The sequence below is a fragment of the Streptomyces spectabilis genome (assembly GCF_008704795.1).
Lineage (GTDB): Bacteria > Actinomycetota > Actinomycetes > Streptomycetales > Streptomycetaceae > Streptomyces > Streptomyces spectabilis.
Window position 1 is genome coordinate 2,959,588 of sequence record NZ_CP023690.1, and the last position, 26,127, is coordinate 2,985,714.

Annotated in this window: 24 protein-coding genes and 1 riboswitch; of the genes, 10 read left to right on the forward strand and 14 right to left on the reverse strand. The window is 73.4% G+C overall.

The window, feature by feature from the left end; translation table 11 throughout:
- Window positions 1-155 precede the first annotated feature (155 nt).
- The gene (locus CP982_RS12795) at window positions 156-1,367 is read left to right on the forward strand and encodes a cation:proton antiporter (protein WP_150510635.1); all 1,212 of its coding nucleotides are present in this window, start codon (window positions 156-158) and stop codon (window positions 1,365-1,367) included.
- Here CP982_RS12795 and CP982_RS12800 read toward each other — a convergent pair.
- The 8 genes from CP982_RS12800 to CP982_RS12835 all read right to left on the reverse strand — a co-directional run bounded on the left by CP982_RS12800 (window position 1,300) and on the right by CP982_RS12835 (window position 8,424).
- Window positions 1,300-2,526 (reverse strand): MFS transporter, encoded by a 1,227-nt coding sequence (locus CP982_RS12800; protein ID WP_150510636.1) that lies wholly within the window; start codon window positions 2,524-2,526, stop codon window positions 1,300-1,302. The genes CP982_RS12795 and CP982_RS12800 overlap by 68 nt on opposite strands.
- Before the next feature lie 191 nt (window positions 2,527-2,717).
- Window positions 2,718-3,146, reverse strand: a complete 429-nt coding sequence (locus CP982_RS12805; RefSeq protein WP_150510637.1) for an Rrf2 family transcriptional regulator — start codon at window positions 3,144-3,146, stop codon at window positions 2,718-2,720.
- Between the two features lie 42 nt (window positions 3,147-3,188).
- Window positions 3,189-3,629, reverse strand: a complete 441-nt coding sequence (locus tag CP982_RS12810) for an MmcQ/YjbR family DNA-binding protein (RefSeq protein ID WP_150510638.1) — start codon at window positions 3,627-3,629, stop codon at window positions 3,189-3,191.
- Window positions 3,626-4,432 (reverse strand): ABC transporter ATP-binding protein, encoded by an 807-nt coding sequence (locus CP982_RS12815; RefSeq protein WP_150510639.1) that lies wholly within the window; start codon window positions 4,430-4,432, stop codon window positions 3,626-3,628. The genes CP982_RS12810 and CP982_RS12815 overlap by 4 nt, the downstream gene beginning before the upstream one ends.
- 223 nt (window positions 4,433-4,655) lie before the next feature.
- Window positions 4,656-5,720: a FecCD family ABC transporter permease gene (locus tag CP982_RS12820; protein ID WP_150510640.1), complete on the reverse strand. Its 1,065-nt coding sequence runs from the start codon at window positions 5,718-5,720 to the stop codon at window positions 4,656-4,658.
- Entirely contained in the window at window positions 5,717-6,865 is a 1,149-nt protein-coding gene (locus CP982_RS12825) for an ABC transporter substrate-binding protein (RefSeq protein ID WP_150510641.1), read from the reverse strand. Before CP982_RS12825 ends, CP982_RS12820 begins: the two co-directional genes overlap by 4 nt.
- Window positions 6,866-6,901: 36 nt before the next feature.
- Window positions 6,902-7,087, reverse strand: a riboswitch (cobalamin riboswitch).
- The gene (locus tag CP982_RS12830; protein WP_150510642.1) at window positions 7,085-7,546 is read right to left on the reverse strand and encodes a VOC family protein; all 462 of its coding nucleotides are present in this window, start codon (window positions 7,544-7,546) and stop codon (window positions 7,085-7,087) included. It overlaps the preceding riboswitch by 3 nt.
- Before the next feature lie 5 nt (window positions 7,547-7,551).
- Window positions 7,552-8,424: an AraC family transcriptional regulator gene (locus CP982_RS12835; protein WP_150510643.1), complete on the reverse strand. Its 873-nt coding sequence runs from the start codon at window positions 8,422-8,424 to the stop codon at window positions 7,552-7,554.
- 220 nt (window positions 8,425-8,644) lie between these two features.
- Here CP982_RS12835 and CP982_RS12840 point away from each other — a divergent pair, with 220 nt between their 5' ends.
- Window positions 8,645-9,802: a haloacid dehalogenase-like hydrolase gene (locus CP982_RS12840; protein ID WP_229878915.1), complete on the forward strand. Its 1,158-nt coding sequence runs from the start codon at window positions 8,645-8,647 to the stop codon at window positions 9,800-9,802.
- On the opposite strand, the gene CP982_RS12845 is transcribed toward CP982_RS12840, so the two are convergent.
- The 4 genes from CP982_RS12845 to CP982_RS12860 form a co-directional block, all read right to left on the reverse strand.
- Window positions 9,799-10,776: an asparaginase gene (locus tag CP982_RS12845; protein WP_150510644.1), complete on the reverse strand. Its 978-nt coding sequence runs from the start codon at window positions 10,774-10,776 to the stop codon at window positions 9,799-9,801. The two genes, CP982_RS12840 and CP982_RS12845, sit on opposite strands and share 4 nt — an antisense overlap.
- A gap of 89 nt (window positions 10,777-10,865) precedes the next feature.
- Window positions 10,866-12,206, reverse strand: coding sequence for a DUF2252 domain-containing protein (locus tag CP982_RS12850; protein WP_150510645.1), 1,341 nt, complete (start codon window positions 12,204-12,206; stop codon window positions 10,866-10,868).
- Window positions 12,207-12,409: 203 nt separating this feature from the next.
- On the reverse strand, window positions 12,410-13,318 hold the full coding sequence (locus CP982_RS12855) for an alpha/beta hydrolase family protein (RefSeq protein WP_150510646.1): 909 nt from the start codon (window positions 13,316-13,318) through the stop codon (window positions 12,410-12,412).
- A gap of 88 nt (window positions 13,319-13,406) precedes the next feature.
- Entirely contained in the window at window positions 13,407-13,769 is a 363-nt protein-coding gene (locus CP982_RS12860) for a hypothetical protein (protein WP_229878914.1), read from the reverse strand.
- Window positions 13,770-13,929: 160 nt separating this feature from the next.
- On the opposite strand from CP982_RS12860, the gene CP982_RS12865 reads away from it, so the two are divergent.
- The 5 genes from CP982_RS12865 (at window position 13,930) to CP982_RS12890 (ending at window position 18,214) form a co-directional block, all read left to right on the forward strand.
- Window positions 13,930-14,298: an arsenate reductase family protein gene (locus CP982_RS12865; RefSeq protein ID WP_150510647.1), complete on the forward strand. Its 369-nt coding sequence runs from the start codon at window positions 13,930-13,932 to the stop codon at window positions 14,296-14,298.
- 175 nt (window positions 14,299-14,473) lie between these two features.
- Window positions 14,474-14,944, forward strand: a complete 471-nt coding sequence (locus CP982_RS12870) for a hypothetical protein (protein WP_150510648.1) — start codon at window positions 14,474-14,476, stop codon at window positions 14,942-14,944.
- Between the two features lie 178 nt (window positions 14,945-15,122).
- A complete protein-coding gene (glnII, locus tag CP982_RS12875; protein WP_150510649.1) occupies window positions 15,123-16,151 on the forward strand; it encodes a glutamine synthetase in 1,029 nt (342 codons plus the stop codon).
- Between the two features lie 376 nt (window positions 16,152-16,527).
- Window positions 16,528-17,151, forward strand: coding sequence for a winged helix-turn-helix domain-containing protein (locus tag CP982_RS12885; protein WP_150510651.1), 624 nt, complete (start codon window positions 16,528-16,530; stop codon window positions 17,149-17,151).
- Window positions 17,152-17,230: 79 nt separating this feature from the next.
- Complete coding sequence (locus CP982_RS12890; protein WP_150510652.1) at window positions 17,231-18,214, forward strand: NAD-dependent epimerase/dehydratase family protein; 984 nt, start codon at window positions 17,231-17,233, stop codon at window positions 18,212-18,214.
- A 1,418-nt stretch (window positions 18,215-19,632) separates the two neighbouring features.
- On the opposite strand, the gene CP982_RS12895 is transcribed toward CP982_RS12890, so the two are convergent.
- Window positions 19,633-21,816 carry an MMPL family transporter gene (locus tag CP982_RS12895; protein ID WP_184924974.1) on the reverse strand — a complete coding sequence of 728 codons (2,184 nt, stop codon included), beginning with the start codon at window positions 21,814-21,816 and terminating at the stop codon, window positions 19,633-19,635.
- A gap of 252 nt (window positions 21,817-22,068) precedes the next feature.
- Here CP982_RS12895 and CP982_RS12900 point away from each other — a divergent pair, with 252 nt between their 5' ends.
- The 3 genes from CP982_RS12900 to CP982_RS12910 all read left to right on the forward strand — a co-directional run bounded on the left by CP982_RS12900 (window position 22,069) and on the right by CP982_RS12910 (window position 25,539).
- The gene (locus tag CP982_RS12900) at window positions 22,069-23,346 is read left to right on the forward strand and encodes a sensor histidine kinase (RefSeq protein ID WP_150510653.1); all 1,278 of its coding nucleotides are present in this window, start codon (window positions 22,069-22,071) and stop codon (window positions 23,344-23,346) included.
- Window positions 23,331-23,981, forward strand: a complete 651-nt coding sequence (locus tag CP982_RS12905) for a LuxR C-terminal-related transcriptional regulator (RefSeq protein ID WP_150510654.1) — start codon at window positions 23,331-23,333, stop codon at window positions 23,979-23,981. The genes CP982_RS12900 and CP982_RS12905 overlap by 16 nt, the downstream gene beginning before the upstream one ends.
- 85 nt (window positions 23,982-24,066) lie before the next feature.
- The gene (locus CP982_RS12910; protein ID WP_150510655.1) at window positions 24,067-25,539 is read left to right on the forward strand and encodes a DUF1996 domain-containing protein; all 1,473 of its coding nucleotides are present in this window, start codon (window positions 24,067-24,069) and stop codon (window positions 25,537-25,539) included.
- 77 nt (window positions 25,540-25,616) lie between these two features.
- On the opposite strand, the gene CP982_RS12915 is transcribed toward CP982_RS12910, so the two are convergent.
- Window positions 25,617-26,042: a hypothetical protein gene (locus tag CP982_RS12915; protein WP_150510656.1), complete on the reverse strand. Its 426-nt coding sequence runs from the start codon at window positions 26,040-26,042 to the stop codon at window positions 25,617-25,619.
- Window positions 26,043-26,127 lie beyond the last annotated feature (85 nt).

Below are 26,127 nucleotides of genomic sequence, written 5' to 3' on the forward strand. Positions count from 1 at the left end.
CCAAGGTTTGGCGGAGACCGCATCCAACCGGTCAGGGTCGTGCGTCCAGTGGCCCGCGAATGTGTGTCATCCAGGTATCAGCCGCCCGCCGTCGGCGGGGCCTCCCGGATCGGCCGCTCCCATTGCTTTGCCCCTATTTGTGCTAGTCAGTACCCATGTCGCATCCCGGGACGCTGATCCTGATCATGGCCATGGCGGTGCTTGCGCCGCTGCTCGCGTATGCGGTCGGGCGTCGGCTGACCGTTCCCGTGGCCGTGTTCGAGATCGTCCTGGGGGTCGTGATCGGTCCGGACGTGCTGGGCTGGGCACGGCCCGACACCGTCATCGACACGCTGTCCAGCCTGGGGCTCTCGATGTTGATCTTCCTGGCCGGGTACGAGATCGAGTTCGCCGCCGTGCGCGGGGACACGCTGCGGCGCGCGGTCGGGGCCTGGGCCGTGGCCCTCGCGGTGGCCCTCGCGATCGCGTTCGCCCTGACCGGTGCGCAGGCCACCAAGAGCTTCGTCATCGGCACCGCCCTGACCAGCACCGCGCTCGGCGCCGTCCTGCCGCTGCTGCGCGACGCGGACCTGCTGCGCGGCCGGTTCGGCACCGTGGTGATGGCGTTCGGGGCGGTCGGCGAGTTCGGGCCGGTCATCGCGATCTCGCTGCTGCTCAGCGGCCGGGCCCCCGGCGTCGCGACCGCGCTGCTCGTCGCGTTCGCCGCCGTCACGGCCGTCGCCGTCTTCTGGGCGCTGCGCCCGCGCCCCCCGTGGTTCGCGGGCGTCGTCGCCAAGACCCTGCACTCCAGCGGCCAGTTCGCCGTGCGGTACGTGATGCTGCTGCTCGCCTCGATGCTCGGTCTGTCCGCCGCGTTCGGCCTCGACACCCTCCTCGGCGCGTTCGCCGCCGGGCTGCTCACCCGGCTCGTTCTGCGGGGCGCCGGCCCCGAGGCGGGCGCCGAGGTCCTCGGCCGGATCGAGGCCATGGGCTTCGGCTTCCTGGTCCCCGTCTTCTTCATCGTCACCGGCATCGGCTTCGACCTCTCGGCCCTGCTCGACGGCGGCCGCCCGCTCGCCCTCCTGCCGGTCTTCCTCCTGCTGTTCCTGCTGGTGCGCGGGGGACCCACGTGGCTGCTCGCCCCGCGCGACCTGTCCCGGCGCGAACGCACCGCGCTCACCCTGTACTCCTCCACCTGTCTGCCGCTCGTCGTCGCCATCACCACCATCGGCACCGACGACGGCGTCCTGGCCTCCGGCGAGGCCGCCGCCCTGGTCGGCGCGGCCATGCTCTCCGTCCTCGCCTTCCCGCTGCTCGCGCTCAAGGCGCTCGGCGGGCGCCGGGCCGGTCCTTCCTCCCCCGCGGCCGGGGCGTCCGAGACGTGGTGAGCCCCTCGGCCCGCCGTGAGCGGATGGTGGCGTGGGCCGTCTCCGCCGCGACGAGGCCCAGGACGATGAAGGCCGCGCCGATGGGGCCCAGCCAGTGCGGGCCCGCCCAGGCCATGCCCGCCTGACCGACCAGCGGGGCCGCCGAGACGCCTACGTAGACCATCGCCGAGGCCAGGCCCGTGAGGAGGGGCGCCGCGCTCGGCAGGGCGCCGATCAGGCGGTGCGTCTGCGGCGCCAGGAGGCCCCAGCCGCAGACGCCCCAGACGAGCAACGCCACGACGGTGGACGGGAGATGGGCGCTGGTCCACGGCAGCAGGGCGAAGTCGACCGCCGCCACGGCGATCGCGACGTTGATGACGCGGCGGCCGCCGAAGCGGTCGGTCAGGCCGCCCGATCCGAGCGTGCCGGCCGTGGCGGCCAGGCCCCAGACGAAGAGCAGCACGGCCAAGGTGGTGCCGCTGCCGCCCGTCGCGCGGTCGAGGCTCTCGCCGATGAAGGAGTAGACCGTGTAGAGGCCGGTGTAGACGAGGAGCGTGGTGAGCAGGGTGAGGCCGATGCGGCGGTCCGCCAGCGGGGCGAGGCGCGTGCGCAGCGGGACCGCGGGCGGCGTGGGGATCGTGGGCAGCAACAGGGCGATGGCCGCGGCGGCGAGCACCCCGACCGCCGATACGAACACCATGGTCAGGCGCCAGTCGCCGGTCACGCTGCCGATCGCCGTGCCGAGGGGCGAGCCGAGCGCGGTGGCCGCGCTGAGGCCCGTCATCACGGTGGCGATGGCACGGCCGCGCCGCTCGGGCGGGGCGAGGGCCGCGGCCGCGGCGACGGCGGCCGGGGTGATCATCGCCCCGCCGAACCCGGCGAGCGCCCGTCCGGCCAGGGCCACGCCGAAGTCGGGGACGAAGGCCGTCAGGAGGTTGCCCGCGGTGAAGACGGCGAATCCGGCGAGGAACAGCGGGCGCCGGGACCTGCGCGCGGTGAGGGCGGCCATGACCGGGCCGAGGACGGCGTACGTGAAGGCGTAGGCGGTGAGCAGCCATCCCGCGGTGCCGACGGACACGCCGAGCGAGTCGGCCGCGTCCGGCAGGATGCCGGCGATGACGAAGCTGTCGGTGCCGATGGCGAACATGCCTGCGGCCAGGACGAGGAGTGGGCGGTACACGGGGGCGGGCCTCCTGTGGGTGCGGTGGATCGGGCAGGTGGATCGGGCAGGTGGTCGGGGCGAGCGCTCCGCCGGTCTGCGGCGCCTGGTTTCGGGGCGGTCACCCACCAGATGACGTAACAGAAATTGTTACGACATGGGGCGCGAGAAAGGCCGGTCCGCTCGGACCGGCCCGTTCGGCGGCGGGTGGGTCAGGCGACCGTCTCCTTGAGGACGTCGGCGACGGTGACCTCGGCCAGTTCGGCCTTCATCGCCTCCTCCGCGCGGTCGTACGCGCCGCGCAGGACCGGCGGGATGCCGCGGCCCACCGGGCACTTCTGGTTGGGAGTCGAAGGGTGGAGGGCGAGGAGCGGGTCGGGCTCGACCGCGAGGTAGACGTCCCGGAGGGTGATCGCCCCGGGCTCGCGGGCGAGGCGCCAGCCCGCGCCCTGGCCGCGCTGCGACACCACCAGGCCCGCGTCGCGCAGGCTGCCGAGCGTGCGGCGGATGACGACGGGGTTGGTGTTGACGCTGTCGGCGATCTGGTCGGACGTCACGATGCCGTCCGGCCGCTTGGGGCAGACCAGGGCCATCCACGTCAGCGCGTGCGTGGCCACGGTCATGCGGCTGTTGGCGCTCATGGGCCCTCCCGCCGTTCGGCTCTTCTGTCGAAACTGATTCTGTTACGACAGGGGCGTGGCTGTCCAGCCCTGTTCGTCATCGTCGAGGAGTGCCGCGAGCTTCTTGGGGGCCAGGGCGCGGTAGCTCTCCACGAGGAGTTCGGCGACCTCCGTCCAGTCCGTGGCGGCCTCGTCCAGGTGCATGCCGACGACGTTCGCGCCCCAGCCCATCCGGAAGAAGGGCGGGCCCGCGTGCGTCAGGGCCTCGAACTCCTCGCCCCGGGCCCGGAAGGTGAGGGTCGTGGTGGGCGCGGCCGCGTGGGCGTGGGTGGCGGCGGGGCGCGCGGGGTCGGTGACGTAGACGTGGGCGAAGGTGCGGGCCCGTACGCGCCAGCGGGTGCCGGTCCAGGCCCGCTCCTCGTACGCGTCGGGGAGGCGGCCGCAGATCGCGCGGAGGCGCATGAGCGTGTCGAGGGGGACCTCGTCGTCGGGTGGCCTGGTCATCCGGGGAGTGCGGGCCGCGGGTCCGACGGCCGCAGGAAGGTGACGGTCGGGTGGTCGAGCGGGGTGGCGGGCGGGGTCACCCGGGCCCGGACGCCGTAGACCTCCGCGATGAGGGGCTCGGTGATGACCTGCGCCGGGGTGCCGTGCGCGTGCGCCCTGCCCTCCTTCAGGACCAGGATCTCGTCGCAGAACATCGCCGCGAGGTTGAGGTCGTGCAGGGCGATCACCGTGGTGACGGGGAGGGTCGCCACCAGGGTGAGGAGGTCCAACTGGTGGTGGATGTCCAGGTGGTTGGTGGGCTCGTCGAGGAGGAGTTCACGCGGGGACTGGGCCAGGGCCCTGGCGATGTGGGAGCGCTGGCGTTCGCCGCCGGAGAGGGTGTGCCAGGGCTGGTCCGCGCGGTCGGACAGGCCCGTGCGGGCCAGGGCCTCGGTGACGACCCGCTCGTCGTCGGCCGTCGACGGCACCCAGGCGCGGCGGTGCGGGACGCGGCCCAGGCGCACGACGTCCCGCACCGTCAGGTCGACCTGGGTGTCCGCCTGCTGCTCCACCAGGGCGAGGCGGCGGGCCACCGCGCGGCGGCCCAGGTCGCGCAGCGGCTCGCCGTCGAGGGTGACGACGCCGGAGGCCGGGGCCAGGACGCCCGCCAGGAGGCGCAGGAGCGTGGACTTGCCGGAGCCGTTGGGCCCCAGCAGACCGACCACCGCGCCCGGACGCGGGGCGAGCGTGACACCGTCCACGATGAGACGACCACCCGCAACCCGCGACACCCGCTCCGCACTCAGACCCACACCCACCGCCACACCCGAAACCTCCGCCGCCCCCGTCACCCGACCCCCCTGACCCGAAACGACACGCCCGCCAGAAGACCCGGGAGCGTGAACCTGCCGGAGCCATCAAGGCCCGGGAGACCGGCGCGCGGGGCGAGGAGACGGCCGCCCGTGGCCCGGGAGACCCGTTCGGCGCCCGTCGCGCCGAAGGCCCGGCCCGCACCCGCCCAAGGCCCGGCTGGAAGCCCCGTCGCGCTCATCCGGCCCTCCTCGTGCGGTACAGGACCGCCACGAACGCGGGCACGCCGATCAGGGACGTGACCACGCCGACCGGGACCTCCTGGGGGTCCAGGAGCGTACGGGCCAGGGTGTCCACCCAGATGAGGAAGACCGCGCCGGTCAGGGCGGTCACCGGCAGGAGCCGGGCGTGGCGCGGGCCGACGAGCAGGCGGGCCGCGTGGGGCAGGGTCAGGCCGACGAAGCCGATCGCCCCCGCGGCGCTGACCAGGGCCGCCGTGAGCAGGGCCGTGGTGCACAGCAGGAGCAGCCGGACCCGGATGACGTGCACGCCCAGGGCCGCCGCCGCGTCCTGGCCGAAGGCGAACGCGTCGAGCGTGTGCGCCTGGGACAGACAGACCGCCAGGGCAACGGCCAGGACCGTCGCGCAGACCGCCACGTCCGTCCAGTCCGCGCCGCTCAACGAGCCGAGCAGCCAGAACAGGACGCCACGGGTCGTCTCCGCGTCCGCCGCCGTCAGGATGACGAAGGAGGTGAGGGACGAGAAGAGCTGCATGGCCGCGACGCCGGACAGGACCACGCGGTCCGTCGTGGCGCCCAGGGCCTGGCTGAGGAGCAGCACGAGGCCGAACGCGCACAGGGCGCCGACGAAGGCCCCGCCCGAGACCGAAAGCGCTCCCCCGCCGACCCCGAGGACCACCACCGCCACCGCGCCCGTGGACGCCCCGGAGGACACGCCGAGGACGAACGGGTCGGCCAGCGGATTGCGCAGGAGCGACTGGAGGACCGCGCCGCACACCGCGAGGCCCGCCCCGCACACGCCCGCGAGCAGGGTGCGCGGCATGCGCAGGTTCCAGACGATGCCGTCGCGCAGCGGGGTGAGTTCGGCCCCGCCCCAGCCGAGGTGGGCGGCCACCGCGGCCCAGACGTCCGGTACGGAGATGTCGGCCGGGCCGATGGTGACGGCGACGGCCACCGAGAGCGGAAGCGCCACCAGGCCCGCCGCCCACAGCAGCGCCGTGCGCCAGGCACCGCGCGCCGGGCGCCACCCGCCGCGGGCCCGCTCGCGCGCGGCCGTGCTCACCGGGCCAGGCCGAACTCGCGCAGCCCCGCCGCGACTTGTTCGATGCCGTCGACCGTGCGGATCGTGGGGTTCAGGGCCTGGCCGCTGAGCAGTACGTACCGCTTCTTCTTCACGGCCGTGAGGTTCTTGGTGACCGGGTTGGACTCCAGGAACTTGATCTTCTCCCGGGCGCTCTCGGCCGACTGGGCCTTGCGGGTGAGGTCGCCGATGACGAGGACGTCCGGGTCGCGGTCGGCCACGGTCTCCCAGTTGACCTGGGGCCACTCGGCGCGCGTGTCGGCGAAGGCGTTGCGGACGCCGAGCGTGCGGGTGATGACGCCGGGCGCGCCGCAGCAGCCCGCGATGTAGGGCGCCTTGGAGTCGGAGAACCAGTACAGGACGGACGCGTCGGACGACTTGAGGGTGCGCTTGGCCTTCGTGACGCGGGACTTGAGGTCCGCGACGAGGCGCTCGCCGCGCCGCTCCACGTGGAAGACCCGGGCCAGGTCGCGGATCTCGCCGTAGACGGTGTCCATGGTGAGCGTCTTGGTGCGGGTGCCGTCGCCGTCGCCGCCGTTGTCCTTGCCCGCGCAGTCGCTGGGCGAGACGTAGACGGGGACGCCCAGCTCGGTGAACTTGGCGCGGTCGGCGACGCCGCCCTTGCCGACGGTGTAGAGGAACGAGGCGCTGACGAAGTCCGGCTCCTTGGAGAGGACCTTCTCCAGGGACGGGTAGCGGTCGGCGAGGCGCTCGACCTTCGCGTTCTGCTTCTCCAGTCCGGGCAGGATCGGGTCGGTCCAGGTGCCGGTGCCGACCATGCGGTCGGCGAGGCCGAGGGAGAGCAGGATCTCCGTGGAGCCCTGGTCGAGGGAGACCGCCCGCTCGGGCGGGGCCGTGACCTCGGCCTTCTTGCCGCAGGACGTGACCGTCACCGGGTAGCCCGCGGCCTTGGCCCCCGCGTCCCGCCGCTCGGCCGAGCCGCCGCCGCAGGCGGTGAGCAGGAGGAGGCCGCCCGCCGCGAGCAGCGCGGTCAGGCGCGCCCCGGGAGCGGTGCGGGCACCGCGGGCGGCGGTGCGGGGACGGGCGGCCGCGCGGAGAGCGCGAGGGGCAAGAGGGGCAAGAGGGGCAAGAGGGGGCACAGGTTCTTCCCGGGTCTCATGGCTCATGCGCGGAGCCTGGTCTGCGAAACCCCGCCGCCCGGCGCGCGGTCGGCGGTGCCAGCAGGTCTTCGGACTCGGGTTCGTCCGGGCGGGGCCGCCTTCCCGGATGTCCGTGACATCCAGTGGCCGCTGGTCCCGCCCGTCCCCCTCACCGCTGCGCGTCAGTTCCGGTTTCCCACCGGATTCCCTGGCCCGGGTGCGGGCGCGACTGGCGTGCGCAAGCTATCACCCGGCCGGATCCCACCCCTGCTCGGGGCGCGGTTCGCCACGGTACGTACCGAAGGACCACTTGTTGCCCTCCGGATCCTCCACGGCGAACTCGCGGCTGCCGTACGGCTGGTCCTCGATCTCGCGGATGATCTTCACGCCCGCCTCCTTGAGGCGGCGGTGGAGGGCGTCGACGTGGTCCGTGACGACGTACGCGCCGAACGTGCCCGGCTGCAGGCACCACGCGGCCGACTCCGGGTCGTACGAGCCGAGCATGACGGCGCCGCCCTCGGGCCAGTCGAGCTGGGCGTGGGCGACGCGGCCGCCGTCCTCGTAGACGGCGGTGCGCAGGAAGCCGACGGTGGTGACGAGGAAGTCGATGAGCGCGGGGGCGTCGTGGGCCTGGAAGGTGGGCCAGACGTCGGGGGCGCGGAGGTTCGGGGTGGTCTGGGTGCTCTGTACCGCTTCGGTGGTGTTCATGCCTCTCAGTCTTGGCCGTCGCGGTGTCCCCCGGCTTGGATATTCCGGCACTCCTCGGCCAGCCAGGCGCTCGGGCTCGCTCCCGTGTACTGGCGGAAGTCGCGCACCAGGTGGGAGTGGTCGTAGTAGCCGCAGTCGGCGGCGACGCGGGCGAGGTCGGCGGGCGCGCCCGCGACGACCGCGCGCACCATCCGCGCCTTCGCGTGCTGGAACCGCATCAGGCGGGCGGCCTGCTTGGGCGTCACCCCGGTCTCGGCGCGGAACAGGGCCGAGAGGCGGCGCTCGCTGAGCGCGACGTGCGCGGCCAGGCCCCGCAGGGTGCCCGCGCCCCGGTGCCGGGCGAGCCAGGCCCAGGCCTCGGCGACCTCGGGGCGCACCGGGCCGAGGCGCCCGGCGTCGGCGGCGCGGCCCGCCAGATAGGCGTTGAGGCAGGCGAACCGCTCGTCCCAGCCGTCGGCCGCGCACAGCCGCTCGCGGACGTCGGCGGCGATCCGGCCGAGGACGTCCGTGCCGTCGGTGACGAGCACGCCGGTCAGTTCGGCGGCCGGCAGGCCGAGGAGCGAGCGGGCCGCGAGGGGGTGCACGGCGAGCTGGATGCCCGCCTGGTGCTCGGGCTGCACGACGTACGCCGGGCTCTGGTGCAGGCCGCCCACGACGATGTCGGTGCGCACGGCGTCGGGCCCGGTGGCCTGCTCCGCGGTGCGGCCGCTGACGACGGGCCCGTCGAGCGAGAAGATCAGCGTCAGATACGGGGACGGCAGGCCGCGGTGCAGGCCCGGCCGCTCGCCGCTCGTGCGGTAGCCCACGGCGGACACGACCTTGCCGCCCTGCTCCGGCGGGAGCGGGGCGCGGACGAACTCGCGGAGGGCGGTGTCCATGCGTCCATTGTGACCGCGTACGGGACCGGGTGCGGGGTCGGGCACGGGACCGGGTGCGGGACCGGGCACGCCCCGCGCGTGCCCCTGCGGCTACCCGCTCCCCCGTGTCCCATGCCCGCCACGCACGGTGACATCGATCATGGGAATCGCCCGCGCGCGCTCGTAGCATGGCCCGCCGCTCCGCACCGGGCGGCGCATCACTTCCGAGGAACGGACCACCATGGCTGGACGAGCACGAGGCGGAGCACGGGGCAGGGGCAGGCGGGCGGCCTTCGGCCTCGCGGGAGCGGTCGCGGCGGCGGTGTTCGCGGGCGGCGCGCTGTGGCCGGGGGCGGGCACGGCCGACGCGAGCCAGGCGGGCGCGGGGGGCCGCGCCGCCGCCGGGCTCGAGCACTGGCCCGAGCCGGTGGCCGCGCGGCTCGGCAAGGTCATCGCCGCGAACGAGCACAAGGGCGCGTACGCCGTCTTCGACGCGGACAACACGACGTACCGCAACGACCTGGAGGAGGCGCTGCTTCCGTTCCTGGAGATGAAGGGCGTCCTGACCCGGAAGTCGATGGACCCCTCGCTGAAGGTCATCCCCTTCAAGGACACGGCCACGCACAAGGAGAGCCTCTACAGCTACTACAACCGCCTGTGCGAGGTCGACGACCAGGTCTGCTACCCGTGGGCCGCGCAGATCTTCTCCGGCTTCACCCTGAAGACCCTCAAGGGGTACGTCGACGAGCTGCTCGCGTACGACAAGCCGATCCCGGCGACGTACTACGAGGACGGGAAGGTGACGCGGACCGAGGTCCACCGCCCCGAGTTCTCCCCCGGCATGCGGGAGCTGTACAAGTCGCTGCGCGCGCACGGGATCGAGGTGTACGTCGTGAGCGCCGCGAGCGAGGACCTGGTGCGGATGGTGCTCGCCGACCCGAAGTACGGGTACGGGGTGAAGCCGCAGAACGTCATCGGCGTCGGCCTCCAGTTGAAGGACCCGAGGACCGGCCGCGTCACCAGCGCCCGCAAGGAGATCGCCGAGGGCCGTTTCGGGCCGAAGGACCGCGCGCGGCTCGCCCGTTACGAGCTGACGCCGAACCTGTGGGCGCCGCTGACCTGGTACCAGGGCAAGCCCGCGGCGATCTCCACGTACATCGACGAGTGGAAGAAGCCCGTCCTCGTGGCCGGGGACACGCCGGTGAGCGACGGGCCGATGCTCTTCCACTCGGCGGACGTACGGCATGGGGGCGTGCGCGTGTGGGTCAACCGCAAGGACAGCTACATGAAGCAGCTCGATGCCATGAAGCGGAAGAACGCGGCGCGGCAGAAGGAGTTGGGGCAGCCCGTGACGGCGGACAAGGGGTGGCTGACGGTGACGCCGGAGCAGCTCGGCTAGGCGCCGCTCCCGTCCAGGCGGTGGAACGCCGCCTCGACGGCACGGCGGTCCGCGCCGTCCGCCAGGAGGGCGTGCAGCAGGAGGCGGGCCTTGGGGGCGTCGAGGGAGCCCGCGGAGATCAGGCCGCGGGACAGCAGGTCGGCCTCCGAGCCGGGGCCGCGGTAGGTCTCGCTGAGGAGCGGGCCCGCGCCGGTGCGCGAGGCGAGGACGACGGGCATCCGGGCGGCGCGGGCCGCGAGCGGTTCGACCAGCCACTGGGGGGCGTGGCCCGCGCCGAAGGCCGCCACGACCAGGCCGTCGAAGCCGTCGTCCACCGCTTCGAGCAGCTCTCCGCCGTCGCCGATGGCGAGGGTCAACAGGGCCACGCGGGCCGCGTTCCGCAGCCGCAACGGGCGCTCCACGGTGGGCTCCTGGGGGCGCAGCAGGATCCGCGGCACGCCCTCCACCACGCGGCCGAGCGGGCCCGCGCCGGGCGAGGCGAAGGTGGTGAGCGACGTCGTGTGCGCCTTGCGCGCGTGCCGCGCCGCGTGGATCTCGTCGGCGAGGACCACGAGGACGCCGAGGCCCCGGCAGCGCGGGTCGGCGGCGACCGCGAGCGCGGCGGCGAGGTTGGCGGGGCCGTCCGCGCCCGGCAGGTCCGGGCGGCGCATGGCGCCGGTGACCACGATCGGGGTGCGGGGCGCGCACACCACGTCGAGCAGGAAGGCCGTCTCCTCCAGGGTGTCGGTGCCCTGGACGACCACGACGCCGTGGCCCGCGGCGGTGGCCTCGTCCACGCGCTCCGCGAGGGCGGCCAGGTCCTCCAGGGTCAGGGAGGAGCCCGGGAGCCTGCGGAAGTCGTGCAGTTCCGTCTTGACGTCGTCCGGTACGGGAACGGTGGCGAGGGTCTGGGAGCCGGTGAGGCGCGCGGAGCCGCCGCCGGAGTGGGCGGAGATGGTGCCGCCGAGGGTGAAGACGCTGACGGTTGTGGTCATGCCGGAGGCTCTCCCCGGGCCCGCACCGGCCCGAAACCAGAGAGCGTGGTCGCGCGCGTCACACGCCGGGGCCGGTCCTGCCGGGCCGTTCAGTACGTCGTCGCCGCCGTGAGGACTCCGGCGTCGATCGCGCCGGTCAGCGCCTTGTGGTCGGTCGCGTTCTGGGAGACGTAGCGCACGGCGAAGGCCGCGACGGCACGGTCGAAGGTGTCGGCGGAGCCCAGATAGGCGGCGATGGCTATGCGGTCGCCGGAGCGGGCGTGGGCGCGGGCGAGGGCGGTGCCGCAGAGGCGGGCGTAGGCGAGGAGTTCGGCGGGTTCGAGCTCGGCGATGTCCACGGAGCCCTTCATGTCGCGCAGTTGGCGCCAGTAGTAGGCGCGGCCCTGCGGGCCCGTCATCCAGCCGAGGAAGATGTCGCCCGCGGCCTGCAGCAGCCGCTGGCCCGCGACCACGCGGTGGCCGGGGTGCAGATAGGGGCCGGTCGGCAGGTGCTCCTCCAGGACGGACCGCACGGCCTCCTTGATCTGGAGGAACAGCGGGTCGTCGGTGTCGCGGCCGGTGAGCAGCACGACGAAGCAGCGGGTGCCGACGCTGCCGACGCCGACGACCTTGCGGGCGGCGTCGACGAAGCGGTAGCGGTCGAGCAGCAGGCGGCGCTCCTCGGCGAGCGTCGAGCGGTAGTCACCGAAGATCTTGCGCAGGGCCGCCATGTCGGGGGCGCCCGCCGGTTCGAGCAGGGGTGGGTCGTGGATGATGCGGCGGCGGTCGTCGACGACCTCGGTGAGCTTGCCGAGGGCCTGGAGGCTGGTGTGGCGGCGAGCGTGCGCGAGGCGGGCCGCGGCGCGCTCGCGGCGGCGCGCGGAGTCGATGAGGCGCAGCAGGTCGTCGGTGTCGACGCTCGCGTACCAGACGTCCAGCTCGCCCTTGCGCGCCAGGCGCCGGATGCCGGTGCGGTAGGCGGTGACGGCGGCGAGGGCCGCGTCGTGGGCCCGGTCCTCGCCCCGGCCCGTCTCGCGGGCGGCCACGGCGACGCTGGCGGCGAGGCGTTTGACGTCCCATTCGAAGGGGCCGGGGTACGTCTCGTCGAAGTCGTTGAGGTCGAACAGCAGACGGCGCTCGGGCGAGGCGAACACGCCGAAGTTCAGCAGGTGCGCGTCGCCGCAGAGCTGGACGGTCAGACCGGTGTGGCGCTGGGCGGCGAGGTCGCCCGCCATGACGGCGGCGGCCCCGCGCAGGAACGCGAACGGGGACGCGGCCATGCGGCCGTAGCGGATCGGCAGCAGGTCCTGCACGCGGTCGGCGGACTGCCGCTCCAGGACGGCCACCGGGTCGGCCCGGTCCGCCGAGGGGATCCAGGCCCCGTGCGAGGACCGGGAGGCCCGTTTGCGGGCGGCCTTGCCCCGCTCCGCACGCTCGGCCGCGGTCGTCATGAGCGGTCCCCTTTCGACGGGGCGGGCGGGGCCTCGGGGCACCCCTGGTCCACCCCTTTCCCGTAAACCCTCGACCTCCGTCTAGCGCGCTTCGCGCCCGTCCTCAATCGCCGGACGGGCTTGATGGGCCAAGAGCAGCCAATGCCGAAGCGCGGGGCCGCGCATGTCCGGGTGGGCCGAGCGGGTGACGCCGCCGGGGCGCGTCAGGGCGTGCCCTGTGCCGTGGCCCAGCGGGCGATCCGCCGGGCGAGGGGCCCGGCCGCGCGGGTCCACGCGAAGTGGTCGAGGCGGGCGCCCGCCTCGCGCTCCGTGTAGCGCCATCGGGTGACGCGGGCTCCGGCGGCCTTGCCGACCAGGTGGTCCACGGCGGACGCCGGAGCGTAGGTGTCGTTCTCGACGCTGACCGCGAGCACCGGGACGTCCAGGGCGCGCAGCGCGGATTCGTAGTCGCGGGCGGAGCCCCCCGGGCGGTAGCGGCCGGTGCGGCCCTGGCGCGCCCAGTCCCGCATGACGCCCGTGGTCTGGTCGCCGCCGAAGCCGAGCCGGGCGCCGGGCCAGCGGCCCAGGAGCGTCGCGGTGGCCGCGATGAGGGTGGTGGCCAGGAGCAGCAGGGGCGCGCGCAGGGTGCCGTAGGCGCGGTACCAGACCGTGCCGGAGGCGACGAGGGCGACGCCGTCGACCGGGCCGGGCCGGGCGGCGGCGTGCAGCAGGGCGAGCTGGCCGCCGAGGCTGTGGCCGAGCAGGAACAGCGGCGGCTCGGGGCCGAGTTCGGCGCGCACGGCGTCCACGACCGCGCCGAGGTCCTCCTCCAGGATCACGCGGTAGCCGTGGTCGCGCGCGGCGGCGTCCCTGACGTGCGGGGTGCTCTCGCCCTGGCCGCGCAGGTCGACGGTCAGGGCGGTGAGTCCCGCCCGGTGCAGTTCGCGGGCGAAGTGGCGGTAGAAGCGGGCGGGGGTGCCCATGGCGGGCACCACGAGGACCGCGGGGGCGGTGGGGGCGGCGCGCAGGCCGCGCACCGCGAAGCGGGTGCCGTCCGGCAGGCCGACCGTGGTCAGGGGCGGCAACTCCCCTTCGGAGCGGGGCCCGTTGACGAGGCTGGGCGGCTGGGTCATGGGGGTCAGTATGACCGGGCCCCGGCGGTGCGCCCCGTCCCGCCCCCAGGGGGCGGGACGCACCGCGGGGGTCAGCGGCCGTCCGGGGTCAGCGGTTGTAGCGCATGAAGGCGCGCACCATGTGGCACGTGGTGTCGGACGGGGGGTGGATGCCCACCGTCTCCGCCATCGTGCGTATCCGTACGTTGCTCGCCTGGTTCGGCACGTACACGCCCGTGTCGAGCAGGGCGATGGCCAGGCGCATGGCCTTGAGGCGGCGGTTGTGCGTGATGTACCACTCGCGGGGGCGGCCGGGCGGCAGGGGGTGCTTCTCCAGGGGGACGTACGGCACGTCGAGCAGCGGCTGCTGAGCCGGGCACGGGGTGCGGGAGGCTCGGGACGAGGGGCGGTTGCGGGAGCGGGCGGCGGGCTTGGCGGGCACGGACGGAATGGCGGCAGCGGGCACGGACATCCTCCTGTCGCGGTTCGGGAACCCTCGCGGGCCCCTTCGAACATTGCTTCCATTCTACGTGTCGGCACTGACAACGGCCCGTGTCCGGAATCGCAATCCTCCCTGGCCAGAGGGGGTTTGAGGGGGCGTGGGGCGGATGGTTCACAGGTAGCGTGTGGGCATGGAGATCTGGATCAATCCCGCCTGTTCGAAGTGCCGCAGCGCGCTGACGCTGCTCGACGCGGAGGGCGCCGCGTACACGGTGCGCCGCTATCTGGAGGACGTGCCCACCGCCGACGAGATCCGCGACGTGCTCGGCAGGCTCGGCCTCGAACCCTGGGACATCACCCGCACCCAGGAGGCCGACGCCAAGGAGCTCGACCTGAAGGACCGCGCCCGCTGGCCCCGCGACGACTCCGGCCGCGAGGCGTGGATCGCGGCGCTCGCCGCGCACCCCAAGCTCATCCAGCGGCCGATCATCACGGCGGACGACGGCACGGCGGTGGTGGCCCGCACGGAGGAGGCGGTGCGGGACGCGCTGGGGCGCTGACGCCCACGCCCCGCGCCCCGCGCCCCGGAGAGGCGGGACGAGGCGAGACGAGGCGATGGGCGACCGTGCGACGAAAGCGGGCAAACCTTTACAAACACCTGCGCATCGGTACGTAGGGTGGAGCGCTCCACCCGGAGCCGGACCGGCGGCACGGGACGAGTGAAGGGAGCGCGCCGTGCGGAGCTGGCTGGCCGGAGGCGTCTACGGCACGGTGCTGGCGAGCGCGCTGCTCGCCGCCCTCCAGTCCGAGGGCGAGCGCTTCACGCCGTACTACGACGCCGCCTGGGTCATGGTCACCGCGGGCACGGCGGCGCTCGCGCACGGCTACGCCCACCACATGGCCACGCACAGGCCGGGCAGCGGCAGCCACCGCTGGCGCCAGCTCGGCTGGGCGCTGGCCGACGAGTGGCCGGTGGTCATCGCCTGCTGGCCGACCGTCGCGCTCCTCGTCCTCGCCGGGATCATGGGCTGGCCGGAGAAGAGCGTCACGTACGCGGGACTCACCCTGAACGCGGCGCTGCTCTTCGGCTGGGGCACCTTCGCCGCGCTGCGCTCCGGCTACCGCAGACGCTCGGCGGTGCTCATCGGCCTCGCCGACGCCGCGATCGGGCTGCTGATCGCGGCGGCCAACGCGGTGATCAAGTAGCGCGCCGCGCGGCCGGAAACGGTCCCGCGAGGTGATCCCGGCCACTCCCGCCCCAGGTAACACGGGGTTCACATATGGGCAACGGACGGGAAATCGCGCGTTGACAGGCTGCCGTCATCGCCACGGCCCGCAGCACCCGCACGACTGCGCCGTACCAAGTGTTCTAAGGATGAGGCCCGTGACCTTCAAGGCTGAGTACATCTGGATCGACGGCACCGAGCCGACCGCCAAGCTCCGTTCCAAGACCAAGATCCTCACCGATGACGCACAGGGCGCCGAGCTCCCCCTCTGGGGCTTCGACGGCTCGTCCACCAACCAGGCGAAGGGGCACGCGTCCGACCGCGTCCTGAAGCCGGTCTACTCCTGCCCGGACCCGATCCGCGGCGGCGCCGACATCCTGGTCCTGTGCGAGGTCCTGAACACGGACATGACGCCGCACTCCTCCAACACGCGGGCCCAGCTCGTCGAGGTCGCGGAGCGGTTCGCGGCGCAGGAGCCGATCTTCGGCATCGAGCAGGAGTACACCTTCTTCGAGGGCGACCGCCCGCTCGGCTTCCCGGCCGGCGGCTTCCCGGCCCCGCAGGGCGGCTACTACTGCGGCGTCGGCGCGGACGAGATCCACGGCCGCGACGTCGTCGAGGCGCACCTGGACAACTGCCTCAAGGCGGGCCTCGGCATCTCCGGCATCAACGCCGAGGTCATGCCGGGCCAGTGGGAGTTCCAGGTCGGCCCCCTCTCCCCCCTGGAGGTCTCCGACCAGCTGTGGGTGGCCCGCTGGCTGCTCTACCGCACGGCCGAGGACTTCAAGGTCTCCGCCACCCTCGACCCCAAGCCGGTCAAGGGCGACTGGAACGGCGCGGGCGCGCACACGAACTTCTCCACCCGGGCCATGCGCGAGGGCTACCCCGCGATCATCACCGCGTGCGAGTCCCTCGGCGAGGGCTCCAAGCCGATGGACCACGTCAAGAACTACGGCGCGGGCATCGACGACCGCCTCACCGGCCTGCACGAGACCGCTCCGTGGAACGAGTACTCCTACGGCGTCTCCGACCGCGGCGCCTCGGTCCGCATCCCGTGGCAGGTCGAGAAGGACGGCAAGGGCTACATCGAGGACCGCCGCCCGAACGCGAACGTCGACCCTTACGTGGTGACGCGGCTGCTCGTCGACACCTGCTGCGCGGCCCTGGAGAAGGCCGGTCAGGTCTGACCCGTTCCGCACGTTGTGCCGGTTTTGACGAGGGGCGCCCGCCACCGCGGTGGGCGCCCCTTTTCCGCTGCTCAACGCCCCTTGTCAGGGGCGCCACTTCACGCCATCCATATGCCAAGACCGCGTATCAAGGAGCGAGAGGGATCCTCCGGACCCGCTCCCATCTGCTTCAATGGGGCCATGGGCAGCTTCCAGAACACCGCGACGGGTCATCATGACCTCGAGCCCTTCTGGCCTTCCCGGCAGCATCACGACTTCGACCGGGTGTGTTGCCGCGCGCTGAACGCGCGGGCCCTCTAAAGCCGTTCACCCGGCCTCCGGCCTGACGCGCACGACGTACGTCCTCGACGACTCCCAAGCGCGAAAGAGCTGACTCATGGCGAACTCCCGTTCCTTCACCGCTGCCAAGGCCGCCGCCGGTACCGCCACGGCCGCATCCGTCCGGACCGCCCCCCGCGTCGCCGCCCCCTCGGGCCGCGGGCGGCTGCGCGCCGTCGCGCCCGACGAGGTGGCCCAGATCGCCGACCTCACCGACTTCTCGGGCTTCCTGCCGCCCGGCGCGACGCTCCTGCCCGCGCCGCAGCACACCCTGCCCACACTGCCGGGCCAGCCGCCGATGATCGGCTATCTGGTCCTGCTCCCCGCGGGTCAGGAGCACCTCGGGGCCGTCACGCCCGACCCCGGGCAGGCGCCGGAGGCCGGCGCCGAGGGGCCCCTGCGGATCGACACCGCGCGGCGCTCCGCCCACGTCGACGGGCGCCAGCTCGACCTGACGTACCTGGAGTTCGAGCTGCTCGCGCACCTCGTCGCGCACCCGCACCGGGTGCACACGCGCGACCAGCTCGTGACGACGGTGTGGGGCTACGGCCACGTGGGCGACGGGCGGACCGTCGACGTCCACATCGCCCGTCTGCGGCGCAAGCTCGGGGCCGAGCACCGCAGGACGATCCAGACGGTGCGGCGCGTGGGCTACAAGTACGCGCCGCCGACCGCGGGCTGACGCCCCCGGCGCCGCGGCCCGTTCTCCTGCTGGCGGAATCCTGTTCCCGTACGGCGGTCCCTGCGTGCAGAGTCGGATCATGAGACTTCTGATGCTCGGTGGTACGGAATTCGTGGGGCGGGCCGTCACGGAGGCCGCGCTCGCGCGCGGCTGGGAGGTGACGGTCTGCCACCGCGGGCGGCACCCGGCCCCCGCGGGCACGCGGTCCGTCCACGTCGACCGTACGGCTCCCGACGGCCTCGCCGCACTCGCCGCCGACGGCGGCACCTGGGACGCCGTCGTCGACACCTGGTCCGGGGCGCCGCGAGTCGTGCGGGACGCCGCGCGGCTGCTCGCGGGGCGCGCCGGACGGTACGTGTACGTGTCCAGCGCCTCGGTGTACCGCTACCCCGGCGAAGCCGGATCGGACGAGTCGTTCCCCGTCGTGGACGGCGATCCGGACGCGGACGCGGTGGCGTACGCGGAGGACAAGCGGGGCGGTGAGCTGGCCGCCGGTGCCGCCTTCGGGCCCGAGCGGACGCTGCTCGTGCGGGCCGGGCTCATCCTCGGCCCGTACGAGAACATCGGGCGGCTTCCGTGGTGGCTGAACCGGGTCGCGCGGGGCGGTCCCGTGCTCGCGCCCGGGCCGCGCGACGCGGGCATCCAGTACATCGACGTACGGGACCTCGCCCAGTGGACGCTCGACGCGGTGGCGGCCGGGCTGCACGGGCCCTACAACCTCGTGTGCCCCCAGGGCCACGCCACGATGGGGGACCTGCTCGCCTCCTGCGTGGCCGTGGCCGGTGGGCCCGGTGCCGAGCTGCGCTGGACGGCGCCGGACGCCGTGCTCGGGGCGGGGATCGAGCCGTGGTCGGAGCTGCCGGTGTGGCTGCCGCCGGGGGAGCTGTACGACACGATGCACGACACGAGCGCGGCGAAGGCCGCGCCGCGGTGCCGGCCCGTGTCCTCGACCGTGGCCGACACCTGGGCCTGGCTCCAGACCCTCGGCGGGGTGGCCCCCCGCCGCCCCGACCGCCCGGAGGTCGGCCTGCCTCCGGCCAAGGAGGCGGCGGCCCTGGCCTAGCGCTCGCCGCGTGCTCCGGGGGCGGAGGGCTGAACGCACCGCTGGGGTGGTCCCCCACCCGCCTGCCCCGGGGCCTGGCGGCGGCCATGGCTGGGGGCTCGCCCGCCGGGGCTGCGGGGGCGCGGGGCCGCTGGGGCGCGGGGTCACTGGGGCGCGAGGCGCCGTCCACGAGCACGCGGCGCCGGGCCCGGCTGCGCGCCCCCGGGACGGCCTTACCCGCCCGAGGGCACGGGACCGCGGGGCCCCACCCACGCGAACCCCGCATCGGGCCCAGGCTGTGCACCCCCGGGACGGTCCCACCCACCCGCCCCCACCCGAGGCCACAGGGTCGCGGGGCACCACCCACGCAAGCTCACTCCAGGGCTCGACATCGGCCCTCTCTAGGAACCGGCCCACCCAGCTGGCCACGGAATCACAGGGCGCCACCTGTGCGCGCTCCACACCGAGGCCCGGCTACGGGCCTCCCCCAAGAACGGGCCCACCCACGCGAGGCCACGGGATCGCAGGGCACCACCCACAGGCACGCCGCGCCGGACCCTGGCTACACCCCCCGAGGACGGTCCCACCCACCCGCCCCCGTCTGAGGCCACAGGGTCGCGGGGCACCACCTACGCAAGCCCCCACCCCGGGGCTCGACTGCGGCCCTCCCCAGGAAAGCGGGCCCACCTCCACCTGGCCACGGAATCGCAGGGCACCGGGGCCTGAATGCGGCCCGCCCAGGAACGGGCCCACCCACCCAAGGCCGCAAGTTCGCAAGGCACCACCCACACGCGCTCCAGGCCGGGGCCACGCTGCGTGCCGCTCGGGGATAGTCCCACCCACCCGCCCCCACCCCGGGGCGGGCGCGAATGGACGCCACCCGCAAGCGTTCCGCGTCAGGGCTGAGCCTGGCCAAGCCGGGAAAATTCGGGTGCAGCGGAGGAGGACTTGGGGTGCCGCCCGCAGCACCACGCGTCGGGGCGGAAAGCCCCGTCACGACAGCGGCGACGGCGTGAGGCGCCGCCCGCAAGCGCTTCGCGTCGGGCCCCGACCCCGCAAAGCCAAGGAGACCCGAGCGGGAGGGTGAGAAAGCCCCCACCACCACAACGCCGGGGAACGCGAGGCACCGACCCCAACGCCACCCGCCAGGCCCCAGCCCCGCAAAGCCGGGGAGACCCGAGCGGGAGGGTGAGAAAGCCCCCACCACCACAACGCCGGGGAACGCGAGGCACCGACCCCAACGCCACCCGCCAGGCCCCGGCCCCGCAAAGCCGGGGAGATCCGGGCGGGAGGGTGGGAAAGCCCCCGCCAGGGCAGTGGCGGGGGTGTGGGGTGCCGCTCGCGGTGCGGTGGGGCGGGGCCCGGAGCCGGGTGGCGGGGAGGTGGGGAAGCCCGCCGTGGGAGGGGCCGGGGTGGGGGGCACCCCGGCCCGTGGGGGGTCAGGCCAGGGCCTTGGCCCGGGGCGGGGCCGGCGCGGAGGGCTCGGCGTGGGAGACCTCGGGGAGCCAGCCGAGGCCCCGCGGCGTACGCCAGTTCCGCTCACCGAGCAGCGTCATGACGGAGGGCAACAGGACCATACGGACCACCGTGGCGTCGAGGAGGACCGCGACCCCCAGCCCCACGCCCATCTGCTGCATGTCCTGCATGGACAGCATGCCGAACACCGCGAACACGGCCACCATGATCACCGCGGCCCCGGTCACCGCCCCCGCGGTCCGCGAGATGCCCTCACGGATCGCGGCCCGGTTGTCGAGCCCCTGGTCGCGCGCCTCGCGGATCCGGGAGACCACGAACACGTGGTAGTCCATGGAGAGGCCGAAGAGGACGACGAGGACGAACAGCGGCATCCAGCTCTCGATGGCGCCTGCCTTCTCGGAGCCGATGAGGGACGCGCCCCAGCCGTGCTGGAAGACGGCTGTCATCACGCCGTAGGCCGCGCCCACGGACAGCAGGTTCAGGGCGATCGAGGTCACCGCGATGACCACCGAGCGGAAGCTGAGGAGCATCAGCAGGAAGGTGACGGCGGCGATGAAGAGGAAGACCGGCACGATGCCCTTGCCGAGCTGGTCGGTGAAGTCCTGCGACCCGGCGAGGTCGCCGCCGACGTAGGCCTCCAGACCGTCGGCGCGGGTGTCGGCGCGGAAGTCCCGTACGTCCGACTTGAGGTCGTCCAGGGCCTTCTTGGCGGCCGCGTCACTGCCGGTGCCGGGCAGCGGCACCTCGATCTCGGCCACGCCCCCGGCTTCGTGCACCGTCAGCTCGGCGCCCTTGCCCGCCTTCGCGGTGAGCGAGCGCAGGCCGTCGCGGACCGGCGCGGCCCCGATGTCGTCGGCGTGCACGACGACGCGGGCGGGCGCGGGGCCGCCGGGGAACTCGCCGGTGATCTCCCGGTACGCGACGGAGAGGCGCGCGTCGGAGCCGAACTGCTTCTCCAGGCCGAGCTGTTCGGTCTTCATGCCGAGCGCGGGCGCGGCCAGGGCGAGCAGCAGGCCCGCGGAAGCGACGGCGAAGAACTTGGGCCTGGCGAGCACCGGCTTCACCAGGGATCCGGCGAGGGTGCCGCTGGCGTGGACGCCCTTCTTGGAGCGGCGGTTGAGGAACGGGATGCGCCCGGCGTCGATGCGGTCGCCGAGCCAGGCGAGGAGGGCGGGCAGGACGGTCACGGAGCCGAGCATGGCCACGCACACCACCAGGATCGTGGCGACGGCGAAGCCCTTGAAGAGGAGCAGCCCGGACAGGAACATGCCCGCCATGGCCACCATCACGGTGAGGCCCGAGACCAGGACCGCGCGCCCGCTGGTGGCGGCGGCGATCCGCAGGGCGGTCTCGGCGTCGTGTCCTGCGGCCCGCTCGTCGCGCTCGCGCCGCAGATAGAACAGGCAGTAGTCGACGCCGACGGCGAGGCCCATCAGGAACATCACGGAGTACGTCGTCTCGGCCATGTTCACCGCGTGGCTGGCGAGGCCGAGCAGCCCGAAGGCGGCGACGCAGGCGGTCAGCGCGAGCCCGACGGGGAGCAGCGCGGCGACGACCGCGCCGAAGGCGACCAGGAGGATGGCGAGCGCCAGCGGCACGGCCATGAACTCGGCCTTCTGCAGGTCGTCGGCGAGCAGGTCCTTGAGGAACTTCTCGGAGCTGGCGTCGCCGAACTGGTGGACGGCGACGCCGTGCGCCTTCCCCTCGTCCCTGGCCCTGTCGACGGCTTCGAGCACCGGGTCGACGCGGTCGGCGGCCGTGTCCGACTCGCCCTTGAGCTGGAAGCGGAGCAACGCGTCCGTGCGGTCCTTCGAGGGCAGGGGCGGCTGCACCTTCGTCGTCTCGCCGGTCTTCTCGATCGCGGCGGCGAGGTCCGCGGCCGCCTCCCGCCAGCCGTCGGCGGTGCGCGCGCTGACCATGACGAGTTCGGAGGCCGGTTCGTCGATGCCCGCGTCCTTGAGGATCTTCGCGGCCCGCGCCGAGTCGCCGGTGCCCATCTCGTCGTCGTCCGCGGTGACGGTGCCGGTGGCCCCGCCGACGACGGTGGCGAGCACCACGAACAGCAGCCAGCCGAGGATCGCCTTCTTGCGGTGGTGCGCGCTCCACACCCCGAGTCGTGCCGCGAGGTTCAGCCTCTTGGCGCTCATGACCTTCGCCCCCATTGGTAAGCGTGAGTTAAGCGAGTTGACGTGGATCACGCTAGGAATCGGCGGCGCCGGGACCCAGCCGCCGAGCACCCCTCTCGGTGAAGCACAGGGCGAGGTCGGGGGGTGTCGTCAGGTACACCCCCGTTCTGGGGGCGGAGCCGAATGACCCGGACCGCCCCGACCAGGGAAACTGTCCTGGTGCCGGGTGCTCGTGGGCACGGCCGGACAGGGCCAGTCGAGGAGAGGGACACCATGAAGACGTCGAGGGTGCGCGAGAGCCTGCTCGCGGGAGCGCGCGGCCTGTACATGACGGTGATCTCGCTGGTCGGGTCGATCACGCTCTTCGTGCTCTCGGTCGTGTCGATCGCGCTCATCGTGATCGGGATCGGCGTGTTCACGACCCCGGTGGTCCTGACCGCCGTACGCAAGTACGCGACGCTGCACCGGCTGCACGCCGGGGAGTGGGCGGACGTACGCATTCCGGTCCCGTACCGGCAGGATCCCGCGCGGCCGGCGCGCGGCCCGGCCGGGCAGGTGGAGCGCTGCACGCGGATGCTCAAGGACCCGGCGACCTGGCGGGACCTGGAGTGGCTCCTGGTGAACATGACCTTCGGCGCGATCCTCGCGATCCTCCCGCCCGCGCTGATCCTGTACATGGCGTACGGCTGGGTCCTCGCCTGCGGCGTCTGGAAGCCGATCTACGACGCGGGCGGCGGCGAGTGGTTCGCGTTCATCCACGTCACCTCGCAGTCCACCGCGTTCGCCGCCGCAGCGCTCGGCTCCGCCTTCTTCGCCCTGAGCCTGTACGTCAATCCGCTGCTGCTGCGCGCCCACTTCCAGCTGTCGCGCACCCTGCTCGCCCCGACGGCCACCATGCGGGAGCGGGAGCTGGCGTTGCGCGTCGACCGTCTTGAGGAGACCCGGCACGACGCCGTCGACAGCTCCGCCGCCGAGCTGCGCCGCATCGAGCGCGATCTGCACGACGGCGCCCAGGCCCGCCTCGTCGCCATGGGCATGGACCTCGGCACCATCGAGGCGATCGTGGAGAAGGACCCCGCCAAGGCCAAGGAGATGATCGCCAAGGCGCGGCAGAACTCCGGCGAGGCGCTCACCGAACTGCGCGACCTGGTGCGCGGCATCCACCCGCCGGTCCTGGCCGAGCGCGGCCTCGGTGACGCGGTGCGGGCGCTCGCGCTGCGCCTGCCGGTGGCGACGGACGTGGACGTGGACGTGGCGGGCCGGGCGGAGGCCCCGGTGGAGTCGGCGGCGTACTTCGCGGTGAGCGAGATCCTGACGAACGCGGTCAAGTACGCGCAGGCGGACCGGATCTGGGTGGACGTCCACCACGCGGACGGCATGCTCCGCATCGCGGTCACCGACAACGGCAGGGGCGGGGCGAGCATCGGCTCGGGCTCGGGTCTGAGCGGGATCGAACGGCGGCTCGGTACATTCGACGGCATACTCGCCGTCAGCAGTCCCGTTGGCGGCCCGACCATGGTGACCATGGAGATCCCTTGCGAGTTGTCCTAGCCGAAGATCTCTTCCTGCTGCGCGACGGCCTGGTGCGGATGCTGGAGGCGTTCGACTTCGAGATCGCGGCTGCCGTGGAGACCGGCCCCGAACTGGCCAAGGCCCTCGCCGAGCTCCAGCCGGACGTCGCCGTCGTCGACGTCCGGCTGCCGCCGTCGCACACCGACGAAGGGCTCCAGTGCGCCCTCGCCGCCCGCCGCGCGCGCCCGGGCCTGCCGGTGCTCGTGCTCTCCCAGCACGTGGAGCAGCTGTACGCGCGCGAGCTGCTCGCCGACGGCAACGGCGGCGTCGGGTACCTCCTGAAGGACCGGGTGTTCGACGCCGAGCAGTTCGTCGACGCGGTGCGCCGGGTCGCGGCGGGCGGCACCGCGATGGACCCCACGGTCATCCAGCAGCTCCTGTCGCGCCGGTCCGCGAACGAACCCCTCGGCGCGCTGACCCCGCGCGAGCGGGAGGTCCTGGAGCTGATGGCGCAGGGCAGGTCCAACGCCGCGATCGCCGCGCAGCTCGTGGTGACGGAGCGGGCCATCGCCAAACACACCTCCAACATCTTCGCGAAACTCGGTCTCCCGGTCTCCGACGACGACAACCGCCGTGTCCTCGCGGTTCTCGCCTTTCTCGACCAGGGCCGCTGATCAATTCCCCTGCGCTTCAAGGGATTTCCCGGGGAAATCCGGCACGGCTTTGAACGCCGTGGTCCTGTGCTGCGTACGTAGCCTCATGGGACGCACCACACGACGCACGTCACGAAAACGATCAAAGCTGGCCGGGCGGGCGATCGCCGCGTCGGCGGCGTTAATCCTGGGCGGCGGCGGACTTCTCGCGGTGAATGTCTACGCGAACGCCGAAGAGAGTCCGTCGTCGGACGTCGGGAGCCGGAACCAGATTCAGGGCGAGGGGTCGCAGGCGACCACCATCAGCTGCCCCGATGTGGGAAACCAGCTGCCCGAAGTCCCCCAGGACGCCCGGGCCGAGGTCGACCGGCGACTCGCGGAACTGGACAGTCAGATCACCCAGGCGTACGCACGGTTCGCCGAGGCCGAGAACCCCGAGGACCGGAGCGCGGTCCTCGGGCCGCTGGAGGAGCAGCGGCGACCGGCCATCGACTCCATCCGGACGGCGATCGACCGCAGCGGCACGGCCCCCGAGAACCTGGACGGCATGGCGCCGTGCACCCTGCGCGCCGACGACGACGGCCCGCCGCAGGACGGCACGGGCCAGGACCAGGAACCGGGCCAGGGCCAAGAGCCGGGCCAGGACCAGGAACCAGGTCAGGAACCGGGCGAGGACCAGGGCCAGGCGGGCAACGGTCCCGAGGCCGGGGACTTCGTCGACATCACCTCCGTACGGCCCAACGTCCAAAAGCCCCGCAACCAGCGCGGCGCCTCACGCGGCACCTTCACCACGCGCTGCGGCACGAACGAGAACGGGAAGTTCAACCCGGACAACGTCATCGTGGCGCCCGGCGTGAGCAACGGCGCGCACCACATGCACGACTACGTCGGAAACCAGGAGACCGACGCCTTCTCCAGCGACCAGGAACTCGCCGGCGGCCGCACCAGCTGCCGCAATCAGGGCGACAAGTCCACCTACTACTGGCCCGTGCTCCGCCTGCAGAACGGAAACGACGAGGACGACTCCGACGCGGACGGCGGCGGCCGGGACAAGAACTTCGGCGAGATCCAGACGCCGGACCAGGTCACCTTGAAATTCGTCGGAAGTCCCGTCGGCAAGGTCACCGCGATGCCGCGGTTCCTGCGCGTCATCACCGGCGACGCCAAGGCGTTCACCAATGGCGACGCGAATGCCAATGCCTCCTGGAGCTGCACCGGATTCGAGAACCGGCAGCTGAAGGACAAGTACCCGATCTGCCCCGAGGGCAGCAAAGTGGTCCGCACCTTCAATTTCCAGAGCTGCTGGGACGGCCGCAACACCGACAGCGCCAACCACCGCACGCACGTCGCCTTCGCCGACCCGCGCAGCGGCCGCTGCCCCCAAGGCTTCCGCGCCGTCCCGCAGCTCGTGCAACGCATCGTGTACGACGTGCCGCCGGGCCCCGGCTTCGCCGTGGACTCCTTCCCCGAGCAGCTCCACAAGCCCGTCACCGACCACGGTGACTTCATCAACGTGTTCGACCGGAAGCTGATGCAGCGCGTGGCGGCGTGCATCAACGACAACCGCCGCTGCGCCTAGCCCCCAGACTGCTGCGCGGTCAGCTCGCGCGGTGACCGGAGCGCCCTACGTGCCCAGGGCCAGTGTCCTCGTCCCCCCTAACCACCGTCACTCTCCGACGCGTGGTGCGAGGACCGCTCCACCGTCCCGCCGAGGTGGCCGCGCAGCGCCCTGAGCACGCCGGGCTCGCCCACCGCCACCCACTTGCGGCCCACGAGGTACGTGCCGCCGTAGTCCTTGGCCTGGTTGAGCCACTCGCGCTCGCCGCGGTCGGTGGCGAAGGTGGCGAGCACGAAGCGGCCCGCCCCGTTCTGGCAGTTCGCCTGGCGCAGCTCCGCCGCGTCCGTCTGGACGTCCGGCGCGCACTCGGCCTTCGCCGCGAGCTGCTCCAGGGTGCCGGTCGCCGTCGCGGGGCGCGCGGGCCCGGCCCCGGAGCCGCCGTCGCCGCCCGCGAGCCCGGCCGCGATCACCAGGCCGATCGCGGTGGCCGAAACGGCCCCGGCCGCCCACACCATGCTCCTCATCCGTCGCTCCCGTCTCATCAGGTGATGTGAACGCGCCGTGTCCGTGCGTTCCGTCGCGCCCCGCGGGCCGCCCGGATACCGTGCG

What these genes read in the sequence shown, in the direction of transcription:
- CP982_RS12830 (WP_150510642.1), bottom strand. Translation starts at nt 7,546, where the DNA reads ATGAACACCACCGAAGCGGTACAGAGCACCCAGACCACCCCGAACCTC.
- CP982_RS12835 (WP_150510643.1), bottom strand. Translation starts at nt 8,424, where the DNA reads ATGGACACCGCCCTCCGCGAGTTCGTCCGCGCCCCGCTCCCGCCGGAG.
- CP982_RS12860 (WP_229878914.1), bottom strand. Translation starts at nt 13,769, where the DNA reads ATGTCCGTGCCCGCTGCCGCCATTCCGTCCGTGCCCGCCAAGCCCGCC.
- CP982_RS12805 (WP_150510637.1), bottom strand. Translation starts at nt 3,146, where the DNA reads ATGAGCGCCAACAGCCGCATGACCGTGGCCACGCACGCGCTGACGTGG.
- CP982_RS12795 (WP_150510635.1), top strand. Translation starts at nt 156, where the DNA reads ATGTCGCATCCCGGGACGCTGATCCTGATCATGGCCATGGCGGTGCTT.
- CP982_RS12900 (WP_150510653.1), top strand. Translation starts at nt 22,069, where the DNA reads ATGAAGACGTCGAGGGTGCGCGAGAGCCTGCTCGCGGGAGCGCGCGGC.
- CP982_RS12915 (WP_150510656.1), bottom strand. Translation starts at nt 26,042, where the DNA reads ATGAGGAGCATGGTGTGGGCGGCCGGGGCCGTTTCGGCCACCGCGATC.
- CP982_RS12810 (WP_150510638.1), bottom strand. Translation starts at nt 3,629, where the DNA reads ATGACCAGGCCACCCGACGACGAGGTCCCCCTCGACACGCTCATGCGC.
- CP982_RS12855 (WP_150510646.1), bottom strand. Translation starts at nt 13,318, where the DNA reads ATGACCCAGCCGCCCAGCCTCGTCAACGGGCCCCGCTCCGAAGGGGAG.
- CP982_RS12890 (WP_150510652.1), top strand. Translation starts at nt 17,231, where the DNA reads ATGAGACTTCTGATGCTCGGTGGTACGGAATTCGTGGGGCGGGCCGTC.
- CP982_RS12865 (WP_150510647.1), top strand. Translation starts at nt 13,930, where the DNA reads ATGGAGATCTGGATCAATCCCGCCTGTTCGAAGTGCCGCAGCGCGCTG.
- CP982_RS12845 (WP_150510644.1), bottom strand. Translation starts at nt 10,776, where the DNA reads ATGACCACAACCGTCAGCGTCTTCACCCTCGGCGGCACCATCTCCGCC.
- CP982_RS12885 (WP_150510651.1), top strand. Translation starts at nt 16,528, where the DNA reads ATGGCGAACTCCCGTTCCTTCACCGCTGCCAAGGCCGCCGCCGGTACC.
- CP982_RS12850 (WP_150510645.1), bottom strand. Translation starts at nt 12,206, where the DNA reads ATGACGACCGCGGCCGAGCGTGCGGAGCGGGGCAAGGCCGCCCGCAAA.
- CP982_RS12910 (WP_150510655.1), top strand. Translation starts at nt 24,067, where the DNA reads ATGGGACGCACCACACGACGCACGTCACGAAAACGATCAAAGCTGGCC.
- CP982_RS12840 (WP_229878915.1), top strand. Translation starts at nt 8,645, where the DNA reads ATGGCTGGACGAGCACGAGGCGGAGCACGGGGCAGGGGCAGGCGGGCG.
- CP982_RS12895 (WP_184924974.1), bottom strand. Translation starts at nt 21,816, where the DNA reads ATGAGCGCCAAGAGGCTGAACCTCGCGGCACGACTCGGGGTGTGGAGC.
- CP982_RS12825 (WP_150510641.1), bottom strand. Translation starts at nt 6,865, where the DNA reads ATGAGCCATGAGACCCGGGAAGAACCTGTGCCCCCTCTTGCCCCTCTT.